Origin of the sequence: Streptomyces sp. ADI95-16 (assembly GCF_003721495.1) — a bacterium.
In the GTDB taxonomy this organism is placed as follows: domain Bacteria; phylum Actinomycetota; class Actinomycetes; order Streptomycetales; family Streptomycetaceae; genus Streptomyces; species Streptomyces goshikiensis.
In genome coordinates this window covers 4,515,452-4,536,199 of record NZ_CP033581.1, presented here as the reverse complement: position 1 = coordinate 4,536,199, position 20,748 = coordinate 4,515,452, and the positions used below count along the sequence as shown (strand labels likewise).

Sequence of the window (20,748 nt, the reverse complement as noted above, 5' to 3'; positions counted from 1 at the left end):
CCGTCGCGCACGCCGCCGTGGCTGCTGTGGCTGCCGTGACCCTCGTGACCATCGTGGCCGCCGCGACCGTCGTGGGCGCCGTGACCATCGTGGCCGCCGTGACCCTCGTACGGGCCCTGCCGGCCCGGCCGGGCGTGCAGTGGGGGCGGGGCCGGCTGGGCGGCCACGCTCTCGTCCCGCGTCCCGCTACCGCTTCCGCGCGTCATAGGCACCCCTGCTCCCTGTCGTTCCCGACACCGGCACAACGCGGGCCGTGGCCGGATTCGTTCCTCGGTCTGTGCTGCGTGCTCAGGATGCCGGGGTGGCGCCCAGGGGCGGGGCCGGCCGGCCCGGGTAGTCCGGCGGCGGGCTCAGGCGCTGGCCCGGTTGGCCGCCCTTCTCGTACTTGAGGAGCTTGCGGGCCTTCTCCGGGTCCGTCTCGCCCTCCCCGTAGGCCGGACAGAGCGGGGCGATCGGGCAGGCGCCGCAGGCGGGCTTGCGGGCGTGGCAGATCCGGCGGCCGTGGAAGACGACGCGGTGCGAGAGCATCGTCCACTCGCTCTTGGGGAAGAGTGCGCAGACCTCCGCCTCGACCTTCTCCGGGTCCTCCTGCTCGGTCCACTTCCAGCGGCGCACCAGGCGGCCGAAGTGGGTGTCCACGGTGATCCCCGGGACGCCGAACGCGTTGCCGAGGACCACGTTGGCCGTCTTGCGGCCGACGCCCGGGAGGCTCACCAGGTCCTCGATCCGGCCGGGGACCTCACCGCCGAAGTTGTCGCGCAGGGCCTGCGAGAGGCCGAGGAGGGACTTCGACTTCGCCCGGAAGAACCCGGTCGGCCGGATGATCTCCTCCAGGGCCTCCGGAGCGGCCTGCGCCATGTCCTCCGGGGTCGGGTAGGCGGCGAAGAGGGCCGGGGTCGTCTGGTTCACGCGGAGGTCGGTCGTCTGGGCGGAGAGGACGGTCGCGACCAGCAGCTCGAAGGGATTCCGGAAGTCCAGCTCCGGATGGGCGTACGGGTACACCTCGGCCAGCTCCCGGTTGATCCGGCGGGCCCTCCGGACCAGGGCGACGCGGGATTCCGCCTTCGGTTTCTTGGCCGAAGCTTTGCCCTGGGGGGTCGACGGGATCTTCGGGGACGCCTTCGCGGGGGCTTGTTCGCCCACGGCTGAATTACGGACCCCCGGCACTGCCGCGGACCCCTTGGCCTGTGCTCTCACCGGCTTATTGGACACCCGGCCAGCCTAAGGCCGGGCGCTGACACCCGCCCGGACCTCAGGTAACACCACCCCGAAAGGCCTCTCGCCGCACAGCACACCCGTGCGTCCGGCATCCTTGTGATTGATCGCACTGCACTGTTTGAGCCGTCCGGCAAAATGGGGAGCACGGTCCCCTGGAGCTGGTCGACATAGGAGAGAGACTCGTGGACGACGTACTGCGGCGTGCCCCGCTCTTCGCGGCGCTCGATGACGAGCAGGCCGCGGAGCTCCGCGCCTCCATGGGCGAGGTGACCCTCGCACGCGGTGACGCCCTGTTCCACGAGGGCGACCCCGGTGACCGGCTGTACGTCGTCACCGAGGGCAAGGTGAAGCTGCACCGCACCTCCCCCGACGGCCGCGAGAACATGCTGGCCGTCCTCGGCCCCGGCGAGCTGATCGGCGAGCTGTCGCTGTTCGACCCGGGCCCGCGCACCGCCACGGCGACGGCGCTGACCGAGGTCAAGCTGCTCGGCCTCGGCCACGGCGACCTCCAGCCCTGGCTGAACGCCCGCCCCGAGGTCGCGACCGCGCTGCTGCGCGCCGTGGCCCGGCGCCTGCGCAAGACGAACGACCAGATGTCCGACCTGGTCTTCTCCGACGTCCCGGGCCGCGTGGCCCGCGCCCTCCTGGACCTGTCGCGCCGCTTCGGCGTGCAGTCCGAGGAAGGCATCCACGTCGTGCACGACCTCACGCAGGAGGAGCTGGCCCAGCTCGTCGGCGCCTCGCGCGAGACCGTGAACAAGGCGCTGGCCGACTTCGCGGGCCGCGGCTGGCTCCGCCTGGAGGCGCGCGCGGTGATCCTGCTGGACGTGGAACGCCTGGCGAAGCGCTCGCGCTGATCCGGAGTACGACTTCGCGGAGGGGTTCCGCCCGGAAGGGCGGGGCCCCTCCGCGCGTTTCGCGCCACGCCGGCGTGGCCGGATCCGGCCGGATCAAAACCCGTCGAACCCCGGCCCGGGGAAGGGCAGAGTGGGCGGCATGGAGCACAGAGGGCTGGACGCGTACGGGTACTTCGAGCGGGAGGGCTCCCTCGGGCGGGTCCAGCGGGAGTTCGCCCCCGTCGTCGCCGCCGCGCGCTCGCGGGTCGCGGAGGCGTACGGGCGGCGGCTGCACAGCGCGTACCTGTACGGGTCCGTCCCGCGCGGCACCGCCCGCCCCGGGCGGTCCGACCTCGACCTGCTGCTCGCCCTGCACCACGAGCCCGGCGACGACGACCGCGACGCCGCCGAGGTGCTCGCGCGCGGGCTCGACGAGGACTTCCCGCAGATCGACGGCGCGGGGATCCTGCTGTACGGCAAGGACGCCCTGCTGAGCGAGCAGGAACGTTTCGACCTCGGCTGGTTCCTCGCCTGCCTGTGCACCCCGCTGCTCGGCGCGGACCTGGCCGAGCACCTGCCCCGCTACCGGCCGGACAGCCTGCTCGCCCGCGAGACCAACGGCGGCCTGGCCGACGTGCTCCCCACCTGGCGGGACCGCGCCCGGGCGGCCGACACGCCCGAGGAGCACCGGAAGCTGAGCCGGGCCTTCGCGCGGCACCTGGTGCGCACCGGGTTCACGCTGGTCATGCCCCGCTACGCGGGCTGGACCAGCGATCTCGCCGAGTCCGCGGAGATCTTCGGCCGGTACTACCCCGAGCGCGCCGCGCAGATGCGGGCCGCGGCGGCCGTGGCGCTGGACCCCGTCGGGGACCCGGCCGTGGTGCGCGGCCTCGTAGAGGACCTCGGGCCGTGGCTCGCGGACGAGTACACCGCCCGGCACGGCGCGAAGGCGCCGCGCCAGGGCCCGCCGGAGCAGGACCCGCCGGAGCCCGCAGGAGCGCACTGAGGCCCGCTGGGCTCCACCGGAGCGGAGCGCACTGAAAGGCCCGCCCGAGGGCCCGCGGGAGCGCTTGAGGCCCGCCCGAGGGCCCGCAGGAGCGCCGGGAGCCCGCCGCAGGGCCCGCCCGGAGCGCTTGTGGCCCGCCGGAGCCGCTAGAGGGCTTCGACCGCCTGCTTGGCCTCGCGCAGGTCCGCGCCCGTGACCCGGCGGTAGACCCGGATCGCCTCGATGGTGCGGCCGTCCCGCGCGAGGGCCCGTACCTCGTCCAGCCCGGCCGGCTCAGGCTCCTCGATGTCGAAGTGCTCCAGGACCAGGCCGAGGCGGTGCTCCAGCCGGTCGGCCCGGCGCTCCAGCGCCTTCATCCGCTGGGACACCGTCGCCGTGATCCACGCGGCGGTGCCGATGAGCGCGAGCAGCAGGTACAGCGTGGTCATTCAGATCCCCCCGGGATGAGTCCGTGATCTTGAAGGTACTCCAGCTGCGCCCGGACGGACCATTGCGCGGCCGGCCACAGCGAGCGGTCCACGTCCGCGTAGACGTGGGCCACCACCTGCTCGGGCGTGACGTGCCCGTTCTCGACGGCGGTCTCCACCTGGGCGAGCCGGTGCGCGCGGTGGGCCAGGTAGAACTCCACCGCGCCCTGGGCGTCGTCGAGGACCGGACCGTGCCCGGGGAGGACGATGTGCACCCCGTCGTCGACGGTCAGCGAGCGCAGCCGGCGCAGTGAGGCCAGGTAGTCGCCGAGACGGCCGTCGGGGTGCGCGACGACGGTGGTGCCGCGCCCGAGGATCGTGTCTCCGGTCAGGACGGCCCGGTCGGCGGGCAGGTGGAAGCAGAGCGAGTCCGAGGTGTGGCCGGGGGTCGGCACCACCCGCATCTCCAGCCCACCGGTGCGGATGACGTCACCCGCGGCCAGCCCCTCGTCACCGAGGCGCAGCGCCGGGTCGAGGGCGCGGACGCTGGTCCGGGTCAGCTCGGCGAAGCGGGCGGCGCCCTCGGCGTGGTCGGGGTGGCCGTGGGTGAGCAGGGTCAGGGCGACCCGCTTGCCCGCCCGCTCGGCGGTGTCGATGACCGCCCGCAGGTGTACGTCGTCCAGCGGCCCGGGGTCGATCACGACGGCGAGGTCGGAGTCGGGCTCGGAGACGAGCCAGGTGTTCGTGCCGTCCAGGGTCATCGCGGAGGCGTTGGGGGCCAGGACGTTCACCGCGCGGGCGGTGGCCCGCCCGGAGGTGACCGTGCCGCGGGGCTGGCCGGGGAGTGCGGCGGCGTCGGTCATGCGGAGGCTCCTCCGGGGCGCCCGAGGCGCACGCGCTTGGTGAATTCGTCGTGGCCCGGCCAGCTGAGGACCACCTCGCCGTCCTCCAGGGCGGCCTGGGCGAGGACGGGAGTGAGGTCCTGGACCACGGCGCCGGTCAGGGCCTCGGCGGCGCTCTCGTACGGCTCCAGGGACCGCAGCGTGGAGATGGTGGGCGGCATCATCAGCAGCTCGCCCTCGTCGTAGCCGCGCGCCGCGTCCGAGGGGCGGATCCAGACGGTCCGGTCGGCCTCGGTCGAGGCGTTGCGGGTGCGCTGCCCCTCGGGGAGGGCGGCGACGAAGAACCAGGTGTCGTAGCGGCGCGGCTCGAACGCGGGGGTGATCCAGCGGGCCCAGGCGCCGAGCAGGTCGGAGCGCAGCAGGAGGCCGCGGCGGTCGAGGAACTCGGCGAAGGACAGCTCGCGGGCCACCAGGGCCGCGCGGTCGGCCTCCCAGTCGTCGGCGGTGGTGTCGTCGACGACGGTGTCGGGGGTCTCGCCCGCGAGGAGTACGCCGGCCTCCTCGAAGGTCTCCCGGACGGCTCCGCAGACGATCGCCTGGGCGGTACGGGGATCCGTGCCGAGGCGCTCGGCCCAGTCGGCCAGCGCGGGGCCGGCCCAGCCGATGCGGTGGTCCTCGTCGCGGGGGTCCACACCGCCGCCGGGGTAGGCGTACGCACCGCCGGCGAAGGCCATCGAGGCGCGTCGGCGGAGCATGTGCACGGCGGGGCCGTCGGGGGTGTCGCGCAGCAGCATCACCGTCGCGGCGCGTTTGGGGTCCACCGGGGTGAGGGCGCCGTCCGCGAGGGCGCGGATGCGGTCGGGCCACTCCGGGGGGTACCACTGGCCTCCGGAGGGGGGCGGGCTCTGCGTTCCGTTATCACCGTTCGGCATGGCGGGATGCTACGGCCATCCGGCCCGATGTTCGAGGGGCCACCCGCGCCACCTGGCCCCCGGCGTGGTGCGGCCGGGCCCCGCCGGGCCGCGCCCCGAACCTCGCCGGGCCCGCTCCCCGAACACCGCCGGTGCGCCGCGCCCCGACCCGCGCAGCCCCGACGCCGGGGCCGCGTCCCGAGACGCCGCCGGCGCGGCGCGGCGGCCGGGGACGCCGGACGGGCCGGGCGCATGCGCACCCGGCCCGTCCGTGAACGACTCCGTAGCCCGGAAGGGGAGCCTCCCCGTCGCAGGCACGGCCCTCGGCTCGCGGCCCGCGATCCGGTCAGCCCCCGGAGGGTCAGGCTCCGGGGACGAGCTCGACCTGGATCTCGACCTCGACCGGGGCGTCCAGCGGGAGGACGGCCACGCCGACCGCGCTGCGGGCGTGCACGCCCTTCTCGCCGAGGACCTCGCCCAGCAGCTCGCTCGCACCGTTCAGCACGCCCGGCTGGGCCGTGAAGTCGGGAGCGGAGGCGATGAATCCGACGACCTTCACGACACGCGCGATCTTGTCGAGGTCACCGATGACGGACTTGACGGCGGCCAGGGCGTTCAGCGCGCAGACCGCCGCCAGCTCCTTGGCCTGCTCCGCCGAGACCTCCGCACCGACCTTGCCGGTGATCGGCATGCTGCCCTTGACCATCGGCAGCTGGCCCGCGGTGAAGACGTACGAACCCGAGCGCACGGCCGGCTGGTACGCGGCCAGCGGCGGGACGACCTCCGGCAGCGTCAGGCCGAGCTCGGCCAGCTTCGCCTCGACGGCACTCATGCCTTCTCCCGCTTGAGGTAGGCGACGAGCTGCTCGGGGTTGTTCGGACCGGGCACGACCTGGACGAGCTCCCAGCCGTCCTCGCCCCAGGTGTCCAGGATCTGCTTGGTGGCGTGGACCAGCAGCGGGACCGTCGCGTATTCGAACTTCTTAGACATGGGAGCGAGGGTAGCCGCCGCGACAGCGCCACATCGCCACCCGGCACCACCGGTGTCGTGACGGAGGAATTAGGCTCGGGCGCTGTGAGCAGGCTCCAGGTGGTCAGCGGCAAGGGCGGCACCGGCAAGACCACGGTCGCCGCGGCACTCGCGCTGGCCCTCGCGCGCGAGGGCAAGCGGACTCTACTCGTGGAGGTCGAGGGCAGGCAGGGAATCGCGCAGCTCTTCGGCGCGGAGGCGCTCCCGTACGAGGAGCGGAAGATCGCCGTGGCGCCGGGCGGCGGCGGTGAGGTGTACGCGCTCGCCATCGCCGCCGAACGGGCGCTCCTCGACTACCTCCAGATGTTCTACAAGCTCGGCTCGGCCGGCCGCGCGCTCAAGAAGCTCGGCGCGATCGACTTCGCGACGACCATCGCGCCGGGGCTGCGGGACGTCCTGCTGACCGGCAAGGCGTGCGAGGCGGTCCGGCGCAAGGACAAGGCCGGGAAGTTCGTCTACGACCACGTGATCATGGACGCCCCGCCGACCGGGCGGATCACCCGGTTCCTCAACGTCAACGACGAGGTGGCCGGGCTGGCCCGGTTCGGGCCGATCCACAACCAGGCCCAGGCCGTGATGAAGGTGCTCAAGTCGCCGGAGACGGCCGTCCACCTGGTCACGCTGCTGGAGGAGATGCCCGTCCAGGAGACCGCCGACGGGATCGAGGAACTGCGCGCGGCCGGGCTCCCGATCGGGCGGGTCATCGTCAACATGGTGCGCCCGCACCATCTGGACGCAGACGCCCTGCGCGCCGCCTCCGGGGAGCGCCGGGCCGATGTCGCCAAGGCGCTGTCCCGGGCCGGGCTCGGCGGCGCCCGGCGCGGCGGGCTGGCCGAGCGGCTGGTGGGCCCGCTGGTCGCCCAGGCCGCCGAGCACGCGAGCCGGGTGGAGCTGGAGCGCGGGCAGCGCACCGTACTGGAGGGGCTGGGCACGGCGACGTACGAACTCCCGCTGCTCGGCACGGGGATGGACCTGGCCGGGCTGTACGAGCTGGCGACGGAACTCCGGAAACAGGCGGACGACGAATGAGCGAGGCGGGCATGGCCATGGACGAGCCGGCGCGGCTGGAGGTCGACCGGCTGCTGGACGACCGCGAGACCCGGATCATCGTGTGCTGCGGCTCGGGCGGGGTCGGCAAGACCACCACCGCCGCCGCCCTGGGCCTGCGGGCGGCCGAGCGCGGGCGGAGGGCGGTGGTGCTCACCATCGACCCGGCGCGGCGGCTCGCCCAGTCGATGGGGATCGACTCGCTGGACAACACGCCCCGCAAGGTCGCCGGGGTCGGCGGCGACGGGGGTCACGGTGACGTTGACGGCGGAGTCGGCGGCGACGGGGACGGCCGTGCCCCGGGCGAACTGCACGCCATGATGCTGGACATGAAGCGGACCTTCGACGAGATCGTCGAGGGCCACACGGACCCGGAGCGCGCCGAGGCGATCCTGGCCAACCCCTTCTACCAGTCCCTGTCCGCCGGGTTCGCCGGCACGCAGGAGTACATGGCGATGGAGAAGCTGGGGCAGCTCCGGGCCCGGGACGACTGGGACCTGATCGTCGTGGACACCCCGCCGAGCCGGTCCGCGCTGGACTTCCTGGACGCGCCGAAGCGCCTGGGGTCCTTCCTGGACGGGAAGTTCATCCGGGTGCTGATGGCCCCCGCGAAGGTGGGCGGCCGTGCCGGGATGAAGTTCCTCAACGTCGGCATGTCGCTGATGACCGGCACCCTGAGCAAGCTGATGGGCGCCTCGCTGCTAAAGGACGTACAGACCTTCGTGGCCGCGATGGACACCATGTTCGGCGGATTCCGCACCCGCGCGGACGCCACCTTCCGGCTGCTCCAGGCGCCCGGTACGGCCTTCCTCGTGGTCGCGGCGCCCGAGCCGGACGCCCTGCGCGAGGCGGCGTACTTCGTCGAGCGGCTGGCCGCGGAGCGGATGCCGCTGGCCGGGCTGGTGCTGAACCGCGTACACGGCAGCGACGCCGATCAGCTGTCCGCCGAGCGGGCGTTGGCGGCCGCGGAGAATCTTGAGGAGGGCGGCATTGTCGATCAGGAGTCCGGGAAAGCTGGACTTCGTGACGACGACCGCTCCACTCCCGATACCGGTCTCGACCTCGGTGCCGACACCGCTGCCGAGGCCGATGCCGACGTCGACGAGATCACGGCAGGGCTGCTGCGCCTGCACGCCGAGCGGATGCAGGTGATCGCGCGCGAACAGCGCACGCGCGACCGCTTCACCTCGCTGCATCCCGAGGTGGCGGTGGCCGAGGTGGCCGCCCTGCCCGGCGATGTGCACGACCTCGCCGGGCTACGGGCCATCGGAGAGCGGCTCGCGGCCGGGGTTCCGGCCGGAGCATAGGCGTTCCGTACGCCACGCCCCTGGATGCGGGGGCGTCCTTACGCGGGACGGCGCGGGTGTGGTTTACCCGGCTGCCGCGTACGTCTCGTACGGAACGTCAACCTCCGTATCCACATCCACGGTGAGGATGCCCGTACTGCGCTCGTACTCCGTGCGCGCGGTTTCGAGCAGCCGTCGCCACGAAGTGACGGTGGGACGCCGGCGCAGCAGCGCCCGTCGTTCCCGCTCTGTCATACCGCCCCACACGCCGAACTCGACACGATTGTCGAGCGCGTCGGCCAGGCACTCGGTCCGCACCGGACATCCGGTGCACACCGCCTTGGCCCTGTTCTGTGCCGCTCCTTGAACGAACAGTTCATCCGGATCGGTAGTGCGGCAGGCTGCCTGCGCACTCCAGTCGGTAACCCAGCCCATCCCGGCGCCGTCCTCTCCCGAATCGAGGCTCCCCCACGGCGGAAGCGGCATATTCACCGCTGCCAGTTGAGGACGTTACGGAAGGAGGACACAGCGCAACACCCCCGACGGGCCCAATCTTGAATGGTCCGAACGGACTATGGGTAAGCGGCAGATCACCCGACGGAGTGATCGGACGACATGCCCGACCATTCCGGCAATTCGGGTGGAATCGGCGGCAGACCATCAGAGTGAGGGACAAGATTCGGACATCAGTCCACCCCATTCGGGAAGGGTGAAAATCAAGCCGAGGGGTTGATGTCGCACCACACTGCTGTGACAGTTGGGGACAGCTTAGGCCAAGGCATTCTCGTGTGTCCGGCGAATGAGAACGTAGGCTGCCCTCCATGGGAAAGAAGCGCTCGGGCGGCGGGCTCACCGGGCCACAGCAGGCCGCCAAGTTCCTCGGAGTGTCCGTCCTCTCCGGAGTCGTCCTGGCAGGCATCGCGATCCCGGGCGCAGGCGCCCTAGGACTCGCGGCCAAGGGGACGGTCGAAGGATTCGATGAGATCCCGGCCAATCTCAAGACACCCCCGCTGAGCCAGCGCACGACGATTCTGGACGCCGAGGGTGGCCTGATCGCCACGGTCTATTCACGGGACCGTCAGGTGGTCCCCCTGACGGCGATCTCCCCGTACATGCAGAAGGCGATCGTCGCGATCGAGGACTCGCGTTTCTACGAACACGGCGCGGTCGACCTCAAGGGCATCCTGCGCGCGGTCAACCGCAACGCGCAGGAGGGCGGCGCCGCACAGGGCGCCTCCACACTGACGCAGCAGTACGTGAAGAACGTGTTCGTCGAGGAAGCCGGCGACGACGAGACGAAGGTCCGCGAGGCCCAGGAGAAGAGCCTCGGTCGCAAGGTCCGCGAGCTGAAGTACTCGATCCAGGTCGAGGAGGAACTCGGGAAGAAGAAGATCCTCGAGAACTACCTCAACATCACGTACTTCGGCCAGCAGGCGTACGGAATCGAATCCGCCGCGCAGCGCTACTTCAGCAAGCCGGCCAAGGACCTGACCCTCGACGAGTCGGCGCTGCTCGCCGGGCTCGTCCAGTCGCCGAGCCGCTACGACCCGGTGAACGACGCCCAGGAGGCGCTCAAGCGCCGCAACACCGTCCTGCAGCGGATGGTCGACATGAAGGACGTCTCGCAGGCGGAGGCGGACGCCGCGAAGGCCAAGCCCGTCCAGCTGAAGGTGACCAGGCCGAGGAACGGCTGCATCACCGCGGTCAAGGGCGCGGGCTTCTTCTGCGACTACGTCCGCAACTCCTTCCTCACCGACGCGGTGTTCGGCAAGACGCGCGAGGAGCGGGCGAAGGTCTGGAACCAGGGCGGTCTGACGATCCGCACCACCCTGGACCCGCAGTCGCAGGAGGGCGCCAACGCCTCGATCAAGGACCACGTCTACCAGGACGACTCGATCGCGACGGCCGTGACCATGGTCCAGCCGGGTACCGGCCGGGTACTGGCGATGGGCCAGTCGAAGCCGTACGGCTTCGGCAAGAACGAGACGCAGATCAACTTCTCCGTGGACAAGCGGATGGGCGGCTCCAACTTCGGCTTCCAGGTCGGCTCCACGTTCAAGCCGTTCATCGCGGCGGCCGCGCTGGAGCAGGGCATGCCGGCGACCAAGGTGTTCTCGGCGCCGAACAAGATGGACTACCCGTCCCCGATCGCGCGCTGCGACGGGACGCAGTACCTGAACAACAACAGGAACAAGCGGGAGACGGCGGAGAACGAGACCGAGGACGAGGTCGGTCCGTACGCGCTCAGGACCGCCATGGAGAAGTCGATCAACACGTACTTCGTGCAGCTGATCGACGAGATCGGGCTCTGCCCGGTCACCGAGATGACGCAGAAGCTGGGCGTCGTCCCGGCGAGCGGCGTCAAGCTCCCCGAGACGCCGTCCATCGCGCTCGGCTCCGCCGAGCTGTCGCCGCTGACGATGGCCAACGCGTACGCCACCTTCGCCAACCGCGGTGTCTACTGCACCCCGGTCGCCATCGAGTCGATCACCGACTCGCACGGCAAGGCGCTCTCGGTGCCGAAGTCCAAGTGCGACCGGGCGATGTCGGAGACGACGGCGGACACCGTCAACACCCTGCTGCGCGGTGTGGTCGACTCCGGTACCGGTGAGAAGGCCGGTCTGACCGACCGCGACAGCGCGGGCAAGACCGGTACGACGGACTCCCGGCACAACGCCTGGTTCGTCGGCTACACCCCGAACATGTCGGGCGCGGTGTGGGTCGGCTCGGGCGGCGCGAAGAAGATCTCGATGGAGAACATCACCATCGGCGGGCAGTACTACCCGAAGGTCTTCGGTGGCGGCCTGCCCGGCCCGATCTGGAAGGACGCCGTCTCGGACGCGCTGTCCGGGCGCGAGGCCCCGAGCTTCAGCACGGTGCACATCGCCGAGCCGTCCACCCCGAACGGCGGCGGCCGGCCCTCCACGCAGACCCCGAGCCCGAACAAGCCCGGGAAGCCGAACAAGCCGGGCGGCGGTGACAACAAGCCGGGCGGCCGCCCCGGCGGCGCGACGAACGCCGGGGCCGGCAACGGCGGCGCGGGCGGCGGCAACGGCGGGAACGGCGGGAACACGTTCCCGGGTCTGCCGGTCGTGCCGGGCCTGACCGGCGGGGGCGACACGCAGTAGAGGAGAGGCAAAAGGGGGGAGGGGCCCGGCCGAACGGCCGGGCCCCTCCCCCTTTCCTCAGCTGAGGAGCTGCTTGACGACGGCGGCGACGCGGCCGCCCTCCGCCAGCCCGGCCACCTTCGGGTTCACGATCTTCATGACGGCGCCCATGGCCCGCGGCCCCTCGGCACCAGCCGCCTTGGCCTCCTCGACGGCCTGCGCCACGATCGCGCGCAGCTCGTCGTCGCCGAGCTGCTTGGGCAGGTAGGTGTCGAGGAACTCGCCCTCCGCGGTCTCCCGCGCGGCCTGCTCCGGACGGCCACCCTGGGCGAAGGCGTCCGCGGCCTCGCGGCGCTTCTTCGCCTCCTTGGCGATCACCTTGAGGACTTCGTCGTCGGAGAGCACGCGCGCTTCCTTGCCCGCGACCTCCTCCTTGGTGATGGCGGCGAGGGTCAGTCGCAGCGTGGACGAGTGCAGCTCGTCGCGCGCCTTGATGGCGGTGGTGAGGTCTTCCTGGAGCTTGGCCTTGAGCGTGGTCATGCCCATGAGTCTGCCAGGTGCGGGGCTGATGGCGCCCGCCGGTTTTCCGGGTCTGCGACGATGGGGGCATGCGCGCGCGTTACGGAGTACCCCTGAAGGTCACCGCCGGGATCGCGGCGGTGGGGGCCGCAGGTCTGGCCTATGCCGCCGGTTTCGAGGCGCGGTCATTCCGCCTGCGCCGGGTGACGGTACCGGTGCTGCCCCGGGGGATGCGCCCGCTGCGCGTGCTCCAGGTGTCGGACATCCACATGGTCAGCGGCCAGGACAAGAAGCGGGCTTGGCTGCAGTCCCTCGCCGGCCTGCGCCCCGACTTCGTCGTGAACACCGGCGACAACCTCTCCGACACGGAGGGCGTGCCCGAGGTGCTCGACGCCCTCGGTCCGCTGATGGAGTTCCCGGGGGCCTACGTCTTCGGGTCGAACGACTACTACGGGCCGCGGCTGCGCAACCCGGGGCGCTACCTCATCGAGAAGGCCCAGGGCCGCCACGGGCTGAACGGCAACAAGCCCGTCGTCGGCGCCGTCCACAACCCGTGGGAAGAGCTGCGCGACGCCTTCGACACGGCGGGCTGGCTGAACCTCACCAACACGCGGGCCCGGATGAAGCTGGAAGGGCTGGAGCTCGCCTTCACCGGCCTGGACGACCCCCACATCAAGCGCGACCGCTACGAGACGGTCGCGGGCGGCCCCGAGGCGGACGCGGACTTCTCGCTGGCCGTCGTGCACGCCCCGTACCTGCGCGTCCTCGAAGCGTTCACCGCCGACCGCTACCCGCTGATCCTGGCCGGCCACACGCACGGCGGGCAGCTGTGCGTCCCCTTCTACGGGGCGCTCGTCACCAACTGCGACCTGGACACCGACCGGGTGAAGGGCCTCTCGACGCACGAGGCCGCGGGGCACCGCGCGTACCTCCACGTCTCGGCGGGCTGCGGGACGAACCGCTTCACCCCGGTCCGCTTCGCCTGCCCCCCGGAAGCCACCCTCCTGACCCTGACCCCGAAGGCCTGACGAGCCCCGCCCGCCGCCCGCCGCCCGGGCACCCGCCACACCCCGGACCCGGCCCTGACGGCATCGGCCCCCTTCCGCCCGACCCCCCGCGAAACCGGATTTCGTCTCCGGCCAAGGGTCCGCTAAAGTAATCGATGTCGCCAGGACAGCGAGAGCTGCCAAGGCGACGATCGGGGTGTAGCGCAGCTTGGCAGCGCGCTTCGTTCGGGACGAAGAGGTCGTGGGTTCAAATCCCGCCACCCCGACTTCGTAAGACCAGGTCAAGGGCTTGATCCGCATCGCGGGTCAGGCCCTTGAGTGGTTTACGGGCCTGTCTTGGGAGCCATCTGGGAGCCGACCTCGGAATCCGGCTCCCACGGGGAGCCGGGCCGAGCGTCCGCCCGGAAAGCTCACCGCATGGCTTGTGCCGGCACGATCTCCGACGGTACGACGATCACATGCACCGTTGGTCACCCCTCAACGATCGCCAGCTCGCCCTCCTGACCCGGATCGGGGAGGGCGTCGAACCTGTCACGTCGGACACCCCCGAACTCGCCCTCACCGCCCGAGCCCTGAAGGAGCGGGGGCACATCGCCATGCCCAAGGAGGGCGGGAGGCGGCGGGCGGAGATCACCGAGGTCGGGCGCTTCTACCTCCAGCACGGCCATCACCCCGACCGGCCTGACCCGGCACCACGGAAGACCCGCCCGGTGACGACGCCCGGACCCAAAAAGCAGGAGTCCGACGTCGTCGAGGAGAAAGCCTCTGCCGAGCAGAAGCCCCCGGTACAGCGTGTCGCCAGAGCACCACGGCTCTCTCCGGCCGAGATCGGACGGGCACTGATCACCGAGGTGCAGCAGGCCGGCCGGTTCCTGCGCGTCCCCGATCCGGACGAGGCGGATCGAGCCCGCTACCGAAGGGCATTCGACGCAGCTCGCCAGTGTGCGCCTGCTGGGTACCACCTGAAGTACAGCGGGCGAACCAAAGGAGACTTCTTCCTGGGCCTGCTCCGGGTGACAGGCGAGGACGACACGGAGTGGAACCGGATCCGTCTGGCGCGCAGCCGCGTGATCACCGACGTGGACGATGTCCTCGCTGCCGTGACCGCGGATCACAGCGCCTTCGAGATCTCCGAGGGGGTCCTGCCGCGTGCGTTGTCCCTGCTCCGCCTCATCTCCGAGCAGGCCCTCCCCCTCCACGGGGAGCTCGCGGTGTCCAAGAAGCGCAGGCAGCCGCTGCCACTGCTCACGATCCATGGCCGGACGTACGAGATCACCTTCAAGGAACGGCAGAAGCAGGTCCGGTACGTGCCCAAAGCGGCGAGCCGCCGCACCTACGACTGGCAGCGGGTCGTTCCGGCGCAGCGGTTCGAGCCGTCCGGGGAGCTGGAGATGGTCGTCTCCCAGCAACAGGGCTACAACTACGGCTGGAAGAAGGAGTGGGCCGACAGCGCGAAGAAGCCGCTTGAAGACCAGATCGGTTCGGTACTCCGGGCACTCAGGACCCGGGCCGATGAGCAGGAACGGGCCCGGCTGGAGCGGGAAGCCGAACAGCGTCGGCAGCAAGACGAGCGGGAACGGCAGGCAGTTGAGAACCGCCGGCTGGAGGCCGAACGGAAGGAACGTGCCCAGCGAGAGTGGGAGGCCGCGGTCGGCGTGGCTTCGATCAAGGCAGTGGACGCGGCTCGGGCCGAGCACTTCGGCACCGCGCTGGAACAGTGGCGAGCCGCAGGAGAGATCCGGACCTTCTGCAACGCGCTGGACGAGACCGCCGCCCAGACGCAGGACCCCTTCGAGGCCGAGCGGCTCCGAGAGTGGTCGGCGTGGGGCAGGACGGAGGCCGACCGCCTGGACCCCACCCTGAACGGGAAGGGTCTCGGTGTCCGCAACTTCCACGCCGAGCCGACGGGGGACGAGTTGCGGCCGTTCCTCGACGGCTGGCACCCGCACCGCCCGGAGAAGGTGAAGCCACCCGTGGAGCCCGCACCGCCCAAGCAGGAGCCCGAGCGGTGGCGTGACGGCTTCAACGACGTACGTCAGGACCAAGGCTGGAGATATGGACCCCAAGGCCGCGCTCAATGGTGGAGGCGATGACGCCGTGCCCGCGGTCTCGGAGCGCCTTCACGGCCTGCTCGACCAGTTCACCGAGTCGCAGCACCTCGGCGCGTAGGGCGACGAGCTCGTCGTAGCGCTCGGCCTTCTCGCCCCCGCACCACTCCCGGACCGTGCGCAGGGCACCCGCCTCCCCGTCCAGCTTGCGGTCGTCCCGGCGGTGGTACGACTGCCAGGAGGGCCGGGCGCGTTCCTCGTCCACAGCCTGCTGTCGGCGGTCCACCTCCGGCAGGACCTCCTCTGCCAGCCGCTGGGCCACCTGCCGCGCGATCCGCTCGACGACCGGCCAGCCAGCCAGCCAGCCAGCCAGCCAGCCAGGCAACGGCCGTTGCGGTCCTCGAAGACCATGGCGTCGCCCCGCAGATCGGCGGGCTCCATCCCAACCAGCGGCGCCGTATCGTCGAGGTGGCCGAGCTCCAGCACGCCCGCGTCGGCCACCGCCTTACGCAGCCGCAGCCGCTCCTTGGGACGGACGAGGCCCAGGATCATCCGCGCCGCCTCGAACTCGGCGCTCCCCCGTACCTCCCTCGACGCCTCGGCCAGGGCGAGCTCCGCCGTGTCATCCGCACGGAAGGCGTCGGCGTCAGCCCAGAGCACGAGCAGACTGCCGGCGCTGACCCACTCCTGCAGTCCGGCCTCATCGCCTTCGAGGAACCGCACGTGGATTCCTGACCTGCCGGAGGCGCCCACTCGGACGATCTCCACCTGGCGCAGGGCGCCGCCCAGTTCCTTCGGCTTGGCCCGATAGGCCCAGCACTCCCCGATCTCCATGCAGTCATTGAGCCAGGTCACTCAAGAACACCGCCGGTCTTCCGAGGAACTACCGCCGTTCTGGCGATCTGTGGGTGATCGATACGGCAGATTAGGTGCGGTATACGGTGGGGAATTTCAAGCAGATACATACGCACTGACCTGGGGGGTAGCGGTGGCCAGCCGCACTGGAGCACATGGGAACGACCCATACGCCCGAGAGCTCGCACGCCAAGCCAAAGAGCATGAGCGGGCCCGGAAGGCCGCCGAGCTGGAGGCCAAGCGGAAGGCCCGCGAGGAGAAGCTCGCATACGAGGCGGCCCGCGCTCAGGAAGCCGTCGACCGGACCAGTGTGGCCGAGCACGACGCCGAGCAGCTGGCGACGTTGCTGCGTGCGGCGGTCCTGGACGGTCGACCGCTGACCTTCGACGCACTCACTCAGGAATTCGTCCCATCCGCCTTCGCCCCCACCGGACGCACCAAACCAACACGCGAGCCTCGGTGGTCGGACTTCGAACCGGAGGCGCCGCGAGGCCTGCTGGGCGCCCTCGGGTTCGGACGTCGAGCGTATGACGCCGGAATGGAAGAGGCGCGTAAGCGGTTCGACCAAGCGCTGCAGGATCACGCCCGCGAGGAACAGAAACGCACGGCGAAGCTTGAAAAAGCTCGCGTTCGGCACGACCAGCAGAACCGGGAGGAAGCCGCCCGGATCGATGGGTGGAACGCAGCCATCGAGGAACGCCACAACGCCTACCGTGACAGGGAAGTCGAAGCCGTCGAGTGGTTCATCGATCAGGTCCTCGCAGCCTCGTCGTACCCTCATGGCTTTCCCAAGGCGCACCAGGTCTCGTACCAGGCAGACACCGGTGACCTCCTCGTACAGGTCGACCTGCCCTTGGAGGACGTGGTCCCGGCTGCCCGGGCATACCGGTATGTGAAGACACGGGATGAGCTCACACCTGTTCCGCGCCCCGAGAAGGACCGCAAGGAGCTGTACGCCTCCGTCCTCGCGCAGACCGCTCTGCGCACCGTGCACGAACTGTTCACCGCCGATACCGAGGGCGTGATCCGCTCCATCGCCCTGAACGGGCACGTGGCGACCATCGATCGTGCCACGGGCCGGGAGGTGCATCCGTGTCTGATCACCCTCCAGACGGACCGCGAGGAGTTCGGCAAGCTCGTCCTGACCCAGGTGGATCCCCGGGCTTGCCTGAAGCGGCTCCGCTCACTGATCTCGCCCAATCCCTATGAGCTGGAGCCGGTCCGTCCCCTGGTCACCTTCGACCTGAGCAAGTTCCGACTCATGGACAGCCTGGACGTAGTTGCGGGGCTGGACAGCCGACCCGTGCTGATGGACCTCACGCCCACCGAGTTCGAGCATCTCGTTCGACAGTTGTTCGAGGCGATCGGTCTGGAGAGCGTTAACACCCAGCCTTCGAAGGACGAGGGCGTGGACGCGATTGCCATGAACACCGATCCCGTCATGAGGGGGTTGTGCATCATCCAGGCCAAGCGCACCAAGAACGTGGTTCCGTTCGAGACGGTGTCCGCTCTCGCGGGAGTGGTCGAGCACAAGCGGGCGGCCAAAGGCATCTTGGTGACCACATCCTGGTTCGGCCGGGCCAGCGAGGCATTCGCCAACGACCACGGACGACTGGAACTCCTCGACGGCGCCAACCTGGTGCACCTGTTCAAGGAACACCTGGGACTCAACGTCATTCCCGGACCCGTCCCGCCGAAGAGTCGGCCTCGCTAGGCACCCCGCCCACCAGGCAGGGCGCCGGACCTCCTCCGCCCAGCTACCCAGCCTTACGCACCCGCAGAAGTGCATCGAGTATGTGTACGGGGGACCCGGGGGCCATCCCTCGGCGGGCGTCCAGGGCTGCCTCCCACTGCTCGGTGACGCCGAGCATGAGGCGCTTGCGCATGCCCGCTGTCACGTGGGCGTACCGGGCGGAGATCGAGCCGTCGATGTGGCCCATGCGCTCGTCCATGAGGACCTTTTCCGTGCCGAGGTCCTCCATGAGCGTGCGGTGGGAATGGCGTAGGCCGTGCGGGGTGAGGCCCCTGGCGATAGCCGTCCAGCAGGCGTCGGCGCGGCCCTGGGCATTGCGGCCCCGGACCGGTATGCCCGGGAACGGGTCACCAAGGAGCGGAACGGGACGGGGCTCCTGCGGCGCCTTCTTCGGGTACCAGCCCGTCGTCGCCGGGTGGAAGAGCCAGGTGGCGAAGCCGTTGCGGCGCCAGTGGGCGGCGTGTTCCGAGGGTGCACCGCCTCGTACGAAGCCCAGCTCGGTGATGGCGAGTTCGACGCGGATACGGGTGGCCTCGCGTACGCGGTCGGGGTGGTTGAGGACGTTGGACACCGTGCCCGTGGAGACGCCGGCGCGGCGGGCTACGTCGACCAGCTTCGCACCCTGGTGGCCTCCGGTGCGGGCGGTGCCCTGGCCTTGGAAGACGTACGTCCTGCCATGGCACGGGCACGACTTGGGCTTGGTACGGGCGACATGGTCGGCCACGAGGGCCGAGAGCCAGTCGGGGGCGTCGATGGTGCGATAGCTGTCGTCCTTGGGCGGGCAGCGGACCATCACACCCGAGTCGAGCTCGTACAGCTGCCACTCGACACGGACCGTGCCCCGGCGGGCGAACTCGGTCTCCAGGCCGACGATTTCACCCCAGCGCATGCCGGTGTACGCCTTGAGGACTACCGCAACAAACTCGTCGTCTCGGCCGGAGAGCAAGGCGGCCCGCTCGGCGATCAGGAGGGCGCCGAGCGCGTCCGTGACGACCTTCTCCGGGCCGCGGTCGGCGGAGCGGCCGGCCCGCTTGCCCCTCCCTCGGCGCTTCGCGGCGGGGTTCGCGTCGATGAGCCCCTCGTCCACGGCGTCAGCGAGGATGAGGTGGAGCGTGGCCCGCCAGGTTTTGACGCTGGAGGCGGCGTAGGAGGCGCGTTCCTTCTTCTCCCACAGCGCCACGTCGGTGCGGAGGATGCCGGCGAGGGCCTTGTCCTCGAAGTCGGGGAGCAGGTGCTCCTCGATGTGGCGGCGGTAGTTCTGCATGGTGGACGCGGCCAATTCCTGGGCCTCGTACCAGCGGCTCGCGTACTCGCCGAACGTTTCCTGGCCCAGTGACGGGTCACGTACGTCGCCGCGCCGGAAGCCGATCTCCGCCTCGTCGGCGGCCCGCTTGGCCTCCCGCTTGGTAGCGAACTTGATGGTCGCTCCGGTCGAGTCGACGACCGTGTTGTGCTTTCCGGGCGCCGTCTTGTACCGGCCACGCCAGTAGTTGACGCGCTTCTCCGCGAAGCCCACTGTTCCCTCCCCTCTGGTTGCTGGTCCCGCTACGCCGTGGCGCCGAAGCCGTCCTGGCGGGTTCGGCGAGGCGGGCGGGCACGGAGGCCGGTGGCCGGGCGGACAGCCGTCGTGAGAAGTGGCACCGGCCGTACGGCTCGTGCGCCGAAGCTCGGGGCGCTGGGCGGCCGTGTCTCGTGGAGCCGGACGATCTCGGGAGGTGCTCGGCGGTGAAGCGGTAGGCGCGGCCGACCCTGGCGAAGGGGATGAGGGCGCGGCTGGCCCGGTCTTTGACCCACCAGGCGGAGCAGCCGAGGGCTTCGGCTACCTCCTCCGGGCGGTAGAGACGGGGAAGGGCTGGCGCGGTGGGGCGGGCCGGGGGAACGGGCGATTGGTGCAAGGCGGATCCTCGTCTGGCGCGGCAGGCAGGCCGGCGCCGTGGCGGCGGTTCAGGAGTGGGCGGGGATTGCGCTTTGAAAGCCCGGGGCGAGGGCGCTGGCACACCGTCGGCCTGGGGAGTGCTGCTACGAGGCCCGCTGGAGCAGGGCGAGCGGGGAGACCCCGAGGGCGGCGGCGATGACGACGAGGTCGTCGACGTCGCAGCGGCGCCGAGTGCGCTCTATGCGAGAGAGCATCGTGTTGGTCATGGGGCGGCCGAGAGCGGTCACCCGGTCGGCGAGCTCCCGCTGGGCGAAGCCTCGCGCAATGCGCAGGTTTTCAATGGCGGCGGCGGTCCGTTCTCCGGCAGGGCCGATTTCTGTAGGACGTCGGGTCATGCACCTGTTGTAGCCCTGGATCCCAGATTTCGGAAATCCCGGATCGGGATGTATGGCATCCTGCGGCCCGCTTTCGCGCTCGACGAAATACCGACGGGGTCGAACTCGGGTTGGATTCAACCAAACCGCCACACACGACGATTCCGGACATTCGGGCGACACTTACGCAGACCTGCTGGTCACGGCCGCTCCACACCTGCAGGGGCGGCAACGTATTCGAGGCCCGGACCCCGGTCAAGGGGCTTCAGGGCACCTTCTCCTTCACGCCGCTATTCGCCGCCGACTTTTTGGCTATTCCCGGGTCGGGCCCTATCGTCGACGAAAACCGCGACCGCGATTTCGGCTGCTGCTGTTCCGCAGCCGGAATCGCTGGACTTGCGCGCGCCGGGTGTGGCTATGTTGGCCACGACCCGGTGAGGGAATACGAAACGGCCCCCGGCGCGCAAACGCCGAGGGCCGATGAGTCCCCTACCGAACCGCCCACTCCTGAACGATCGAGTCGGTGGTGGCGGGCTGCCAGGCCCTGCCGCCGCCGGGTGAGGAACGTAGATGCCCCACAGTACGGCCCAGGCGGCCGTCGACAGCCCCCTGCCCACCTCGCGTACC

General features: G+C 70.7%; 18 protein-coding genes, 1 tRNA gene and 2 pseudogenes. 9 read left to right on the top strand and 12 right to left on the bottom strand.

From position 1 onward, the window contains the following. Positions 1-288 precede the first annotated feature (288 nt). A complete protein-coding gene (nth, locus tag EES41_RS20115; protein ID WP_254211774.1) occupies positions 289-1,107 on the bottom strand; it encodes an endonuclease III in 819 nt (272 codons plus the stop codon). A gap of 293 nt (positions 1,108-1,400) precedes the next feature. Here nth and EES41_RS20110 point away from each other — a divergent pair, with 293 nt between their 5' ends. Continuing rightward, positions 1,401-2,075: a Crp/Fnr family transcriptional regulator gene (locus EES41_RS20110; protein ID WP_003981529.1), complete on the top strand. Its 675-nt coding sequence runs from the start codon at positions 1,401-1,403 to the stop codon at positions 2,073-2,075. Between the two features lie 139 nt (positions 2,076-2,214). Further along, entirely contained in the window at positions 2,215-3,060 is an 846-nt protein-coding gene (locus EES41_RS20105) for a nucleotidyltransferase domain-containing protein (RefSeq protein WP_123082585.1), read from the top strand. A 146-nt stretch (positions 3,061-3,206) separates the two neighbouring features. Here EES41_RS20105 and EES41_RS20100 read toward each other — a convergent pair whose 3' ends face one another. The 5 genes from EES41_RS20100 to EES41_RS20080 all read right to left on the bottom strand — a co-directional run bounded on the left by EES41_RS20100 (position 3,207) and on the right by EES41_RS20080 (position 6,210). After that, the gene (locus tag EES41_RS20100; protein WP_073774249.1) at positions 3,207-3,488 is read right to left on the bottom strand and encodes a hypothetical protein; all 282 of its coding nucleotides are present in this window, start codon (positions 3,486-3,488) and stop codon (positions 3,207-3,209) included. Then, a complete protein-coding gene (locus EES41_RS20095; RefSeq protein ID WP_123079757.1) occupies positions 3,485-4,330 on the bottom strand; it encodes an MBL fold metallo-hydrolase in 846 nt (281 codons plus the stop codon). The genes EES41_RS20100 and EES41_RS20095 overlap by 4 nt, the downstream gene beginning before the upstream one ends. Then, positions 4,327-5,241, bottom strand: coding sequence for an NUDIX hydrolase (locus EES41_RS20090; RefSeq protein ID WP_123079756.1), 915 nt, complete (start codon positions 5,239-5,241; stop codon positions 4,327-4,329). Before EES41_RS20090 ends, EES41_RS20095 begins: the two co-directional genes overlap by 4 nt. Before the next feature lie 340 nt (positions 5,242-5,581). Continuing rightward, entirely contained in the window at positions 5,582-6,052 is a 471-nt protein-coding gene (locus tag EES41_RS20085) for a RidA family protein (RefSeq protein ID WP_008742436.1), read from the bottom strand. Next, positions 6,049-6,210 carry a DUF4177 domain-containing protein gene (locus EES41_RS20080; protein WP_008742438.1) on the bottom strand — a complete coding sequence of 54 codons (162 nt, stop codon included), beginning with the start codon at positions 6,208-6,210 and terminating at the stop codon, positions 6,049-6,051. Before EES41_RS20080 ends, EES41_RS20085 begins: the two co-directional genes overlap by 4 nt. An 84-nt stretch (positions 6,211-6,294) precedes the next feature. On the opposite strand from EES41_RS20080, the gene EES41_RS20075 reads away from it, so the two are divergent. Together EES41_RS20075 and EES41_RS20070 are read left to right on the top strand one after the other, a co-directional pair. After that, positions 6,295-7,278 carry an ArsA-related P-loop ATPase gene (locus tag EES41_RS20075; RefSeq protein WP_123079755.1) on the top strand — a complete coding sequence of 328 codons (984 nt, stop codon included), beginning with the start codon at positions 6,295-6,297 and terminating at the stop codon, positions 7,276-7,278. Beyond that, the gene (locus tag EES41_RS20070; RefSeq protein WP_254211517.1) at positions 7,275-8,603 is read left to right on the top strand and encodes an ArsA family ATPase; all 1,329 of its coding nucleotides are present in this window, start codon (positions 7,275-7,277) and stop codon (positions 8,601-8,603) included. The genes EES41_RS20075 and EES41_RS20070 overlap by 4 nt, the downstream gene beginning before the upstream one ends. Before the next feature lie 63 nt (positions 8,604-8,666). Here EES41_RS20070 and EES41_RS20065 read toward each other — a convergent pair whose 3' ends face one another. Next, a complete protein-coding gene (locus EES41_RS20065; protein ID WP_174261829.1) occupies positions 8,667-9,017 on the bottom strand; it encodes a WhiB family transcriptional regulator in 351 nt (116 codons plus the stop codon). A 386-nt stretch (positions 9,018-9,403) separates the two neighbouring features. On the opposite strand from EES41_RS20065, the gene EES41_RS20055 reads away from it, so the two are divergent. Next, complete coding sequence (locus EES41_RS20055) at positions 9,404-11,710, top strand: transglycosylase domain-containing protein (RefSeq protein WP_123079753.1); 2,307 nt, start codon at positions 9,404-9,406, stop codon at positions 11,708-11,710. Between the two features lie 57 nt (positions 11,711-11,767). Here the strand turns inward: EES41_RS20055 and EES41_RS20050 are convergent, their stop codons facing one another. Next, positions 11,768-12,229: a GatB/YqeY domain-containing protein gene (locus EES41_RS20050; protein WP_073774358.1), complete on the bottom strand. Its 462-nt coding sequence runs from the start codon at positions 12,227-12,229 to the stop codon at positions 11,768-11,770. Between the two features lie 68 nt (positions 12,230-12,297). Between EES41_RS20050 and EES41_RS20045 the strand changes: the two genes are divergently transcribed. From EES41_RS20045 to EES41_RS20035, 3 genes are all read left to right on the top strand, one after another. Continuing rightward, complete coding sequence (locus EES41_RS20045) at positions 12,298-13,236, top strand: metallophosphoesterase (RefSeq protein WP_123079752.1); 939 nt, start codon at positions 12,298-12,300, stop codon at positions 13,234-13,236. A 171-nt stretch (positions 13,237-13,407) separates the two neighbouring features. After that, positions 13,408-13,481, top strand: a tRNA-Pro gene (locus EES41_RS20040). Between the two features lie 192 nt (positions 13,482-13,673). Beyond that, entirely contained in the window at positions 13,674-15,308 is a 1,635-nt protein-coding gene (locus EES41_RS20035; RefSeq protein WP_123079751.1) for a PE-PGRS family protein, read from the top strand. Here EES41_RS20035 and EES41_RS20030 read toward each other — a convergent pair. After that, a pseudogene (locus EES41_RS20030) lies at positions 15,238-16,097 on the bottom strand (PE-PGRS family protein). The gene EES41_RS20035 and the pseudogene EES41_RS20030 sit on opposite strands and share 71 nt — an antisense overlap. Positions 16,098-16,251: 154 nt before the next feature. Here EES41_RS20030 and EES41_RS20025 point away from each other — a divergent pair. Further along, positions 16,252-17,832: a restriction endonuclease gene (locus tag EES41_RS20025; protein ID WP_254211516.1), complete on the top strand. Its 1,581-nt coding sequence runs from the start codon at positions 16,252-16,254 to the stop codon at positions 17,830-17,832. A 43-nt stretch (positions 17,833-17,875) separates the two neighbouring features. Here the strand turns inward: EES41_RS20025 and EES41_RS20020 are convergent, their stop codons facing one another. From EES41_RS20020 to EES41_RS20010, 3 genes and pseudogenes are all read right to left on the bottom strand, one after another. Next, entirely contained in the window at positions 17,876-19,387 is a 1,512-nt protein-coding gene (locus EES41_RS20020; RefSeq protein WP_123079750.1) for a LacI family DNA-binding transcriptional regulator, read from the bottom strand. A gap of 29 nt (positions 19,388-19,416) precedes the next feature. Then, a pseudogene (locus tag EES41_RS43085) lies at positions 19,417-19,766 on the bottom strand (helix-turn-helix domain-containing protein). 124 nt (positions 19,767-19,890) lie between these two features. Then, on the bottom strand, positions 19,891-20,142 hold the full coding sequence (locus EES41_RS20010; RefSeq protein ID WP_123079749.1) for a helix-turn-helix domain-containing protein: 252 nt from the start codon (positions 20,140-20,142) through the stop codon (positions 19,891-19,893). Positions 20,143-20,748: the final 606 nt, after the last annotated feature.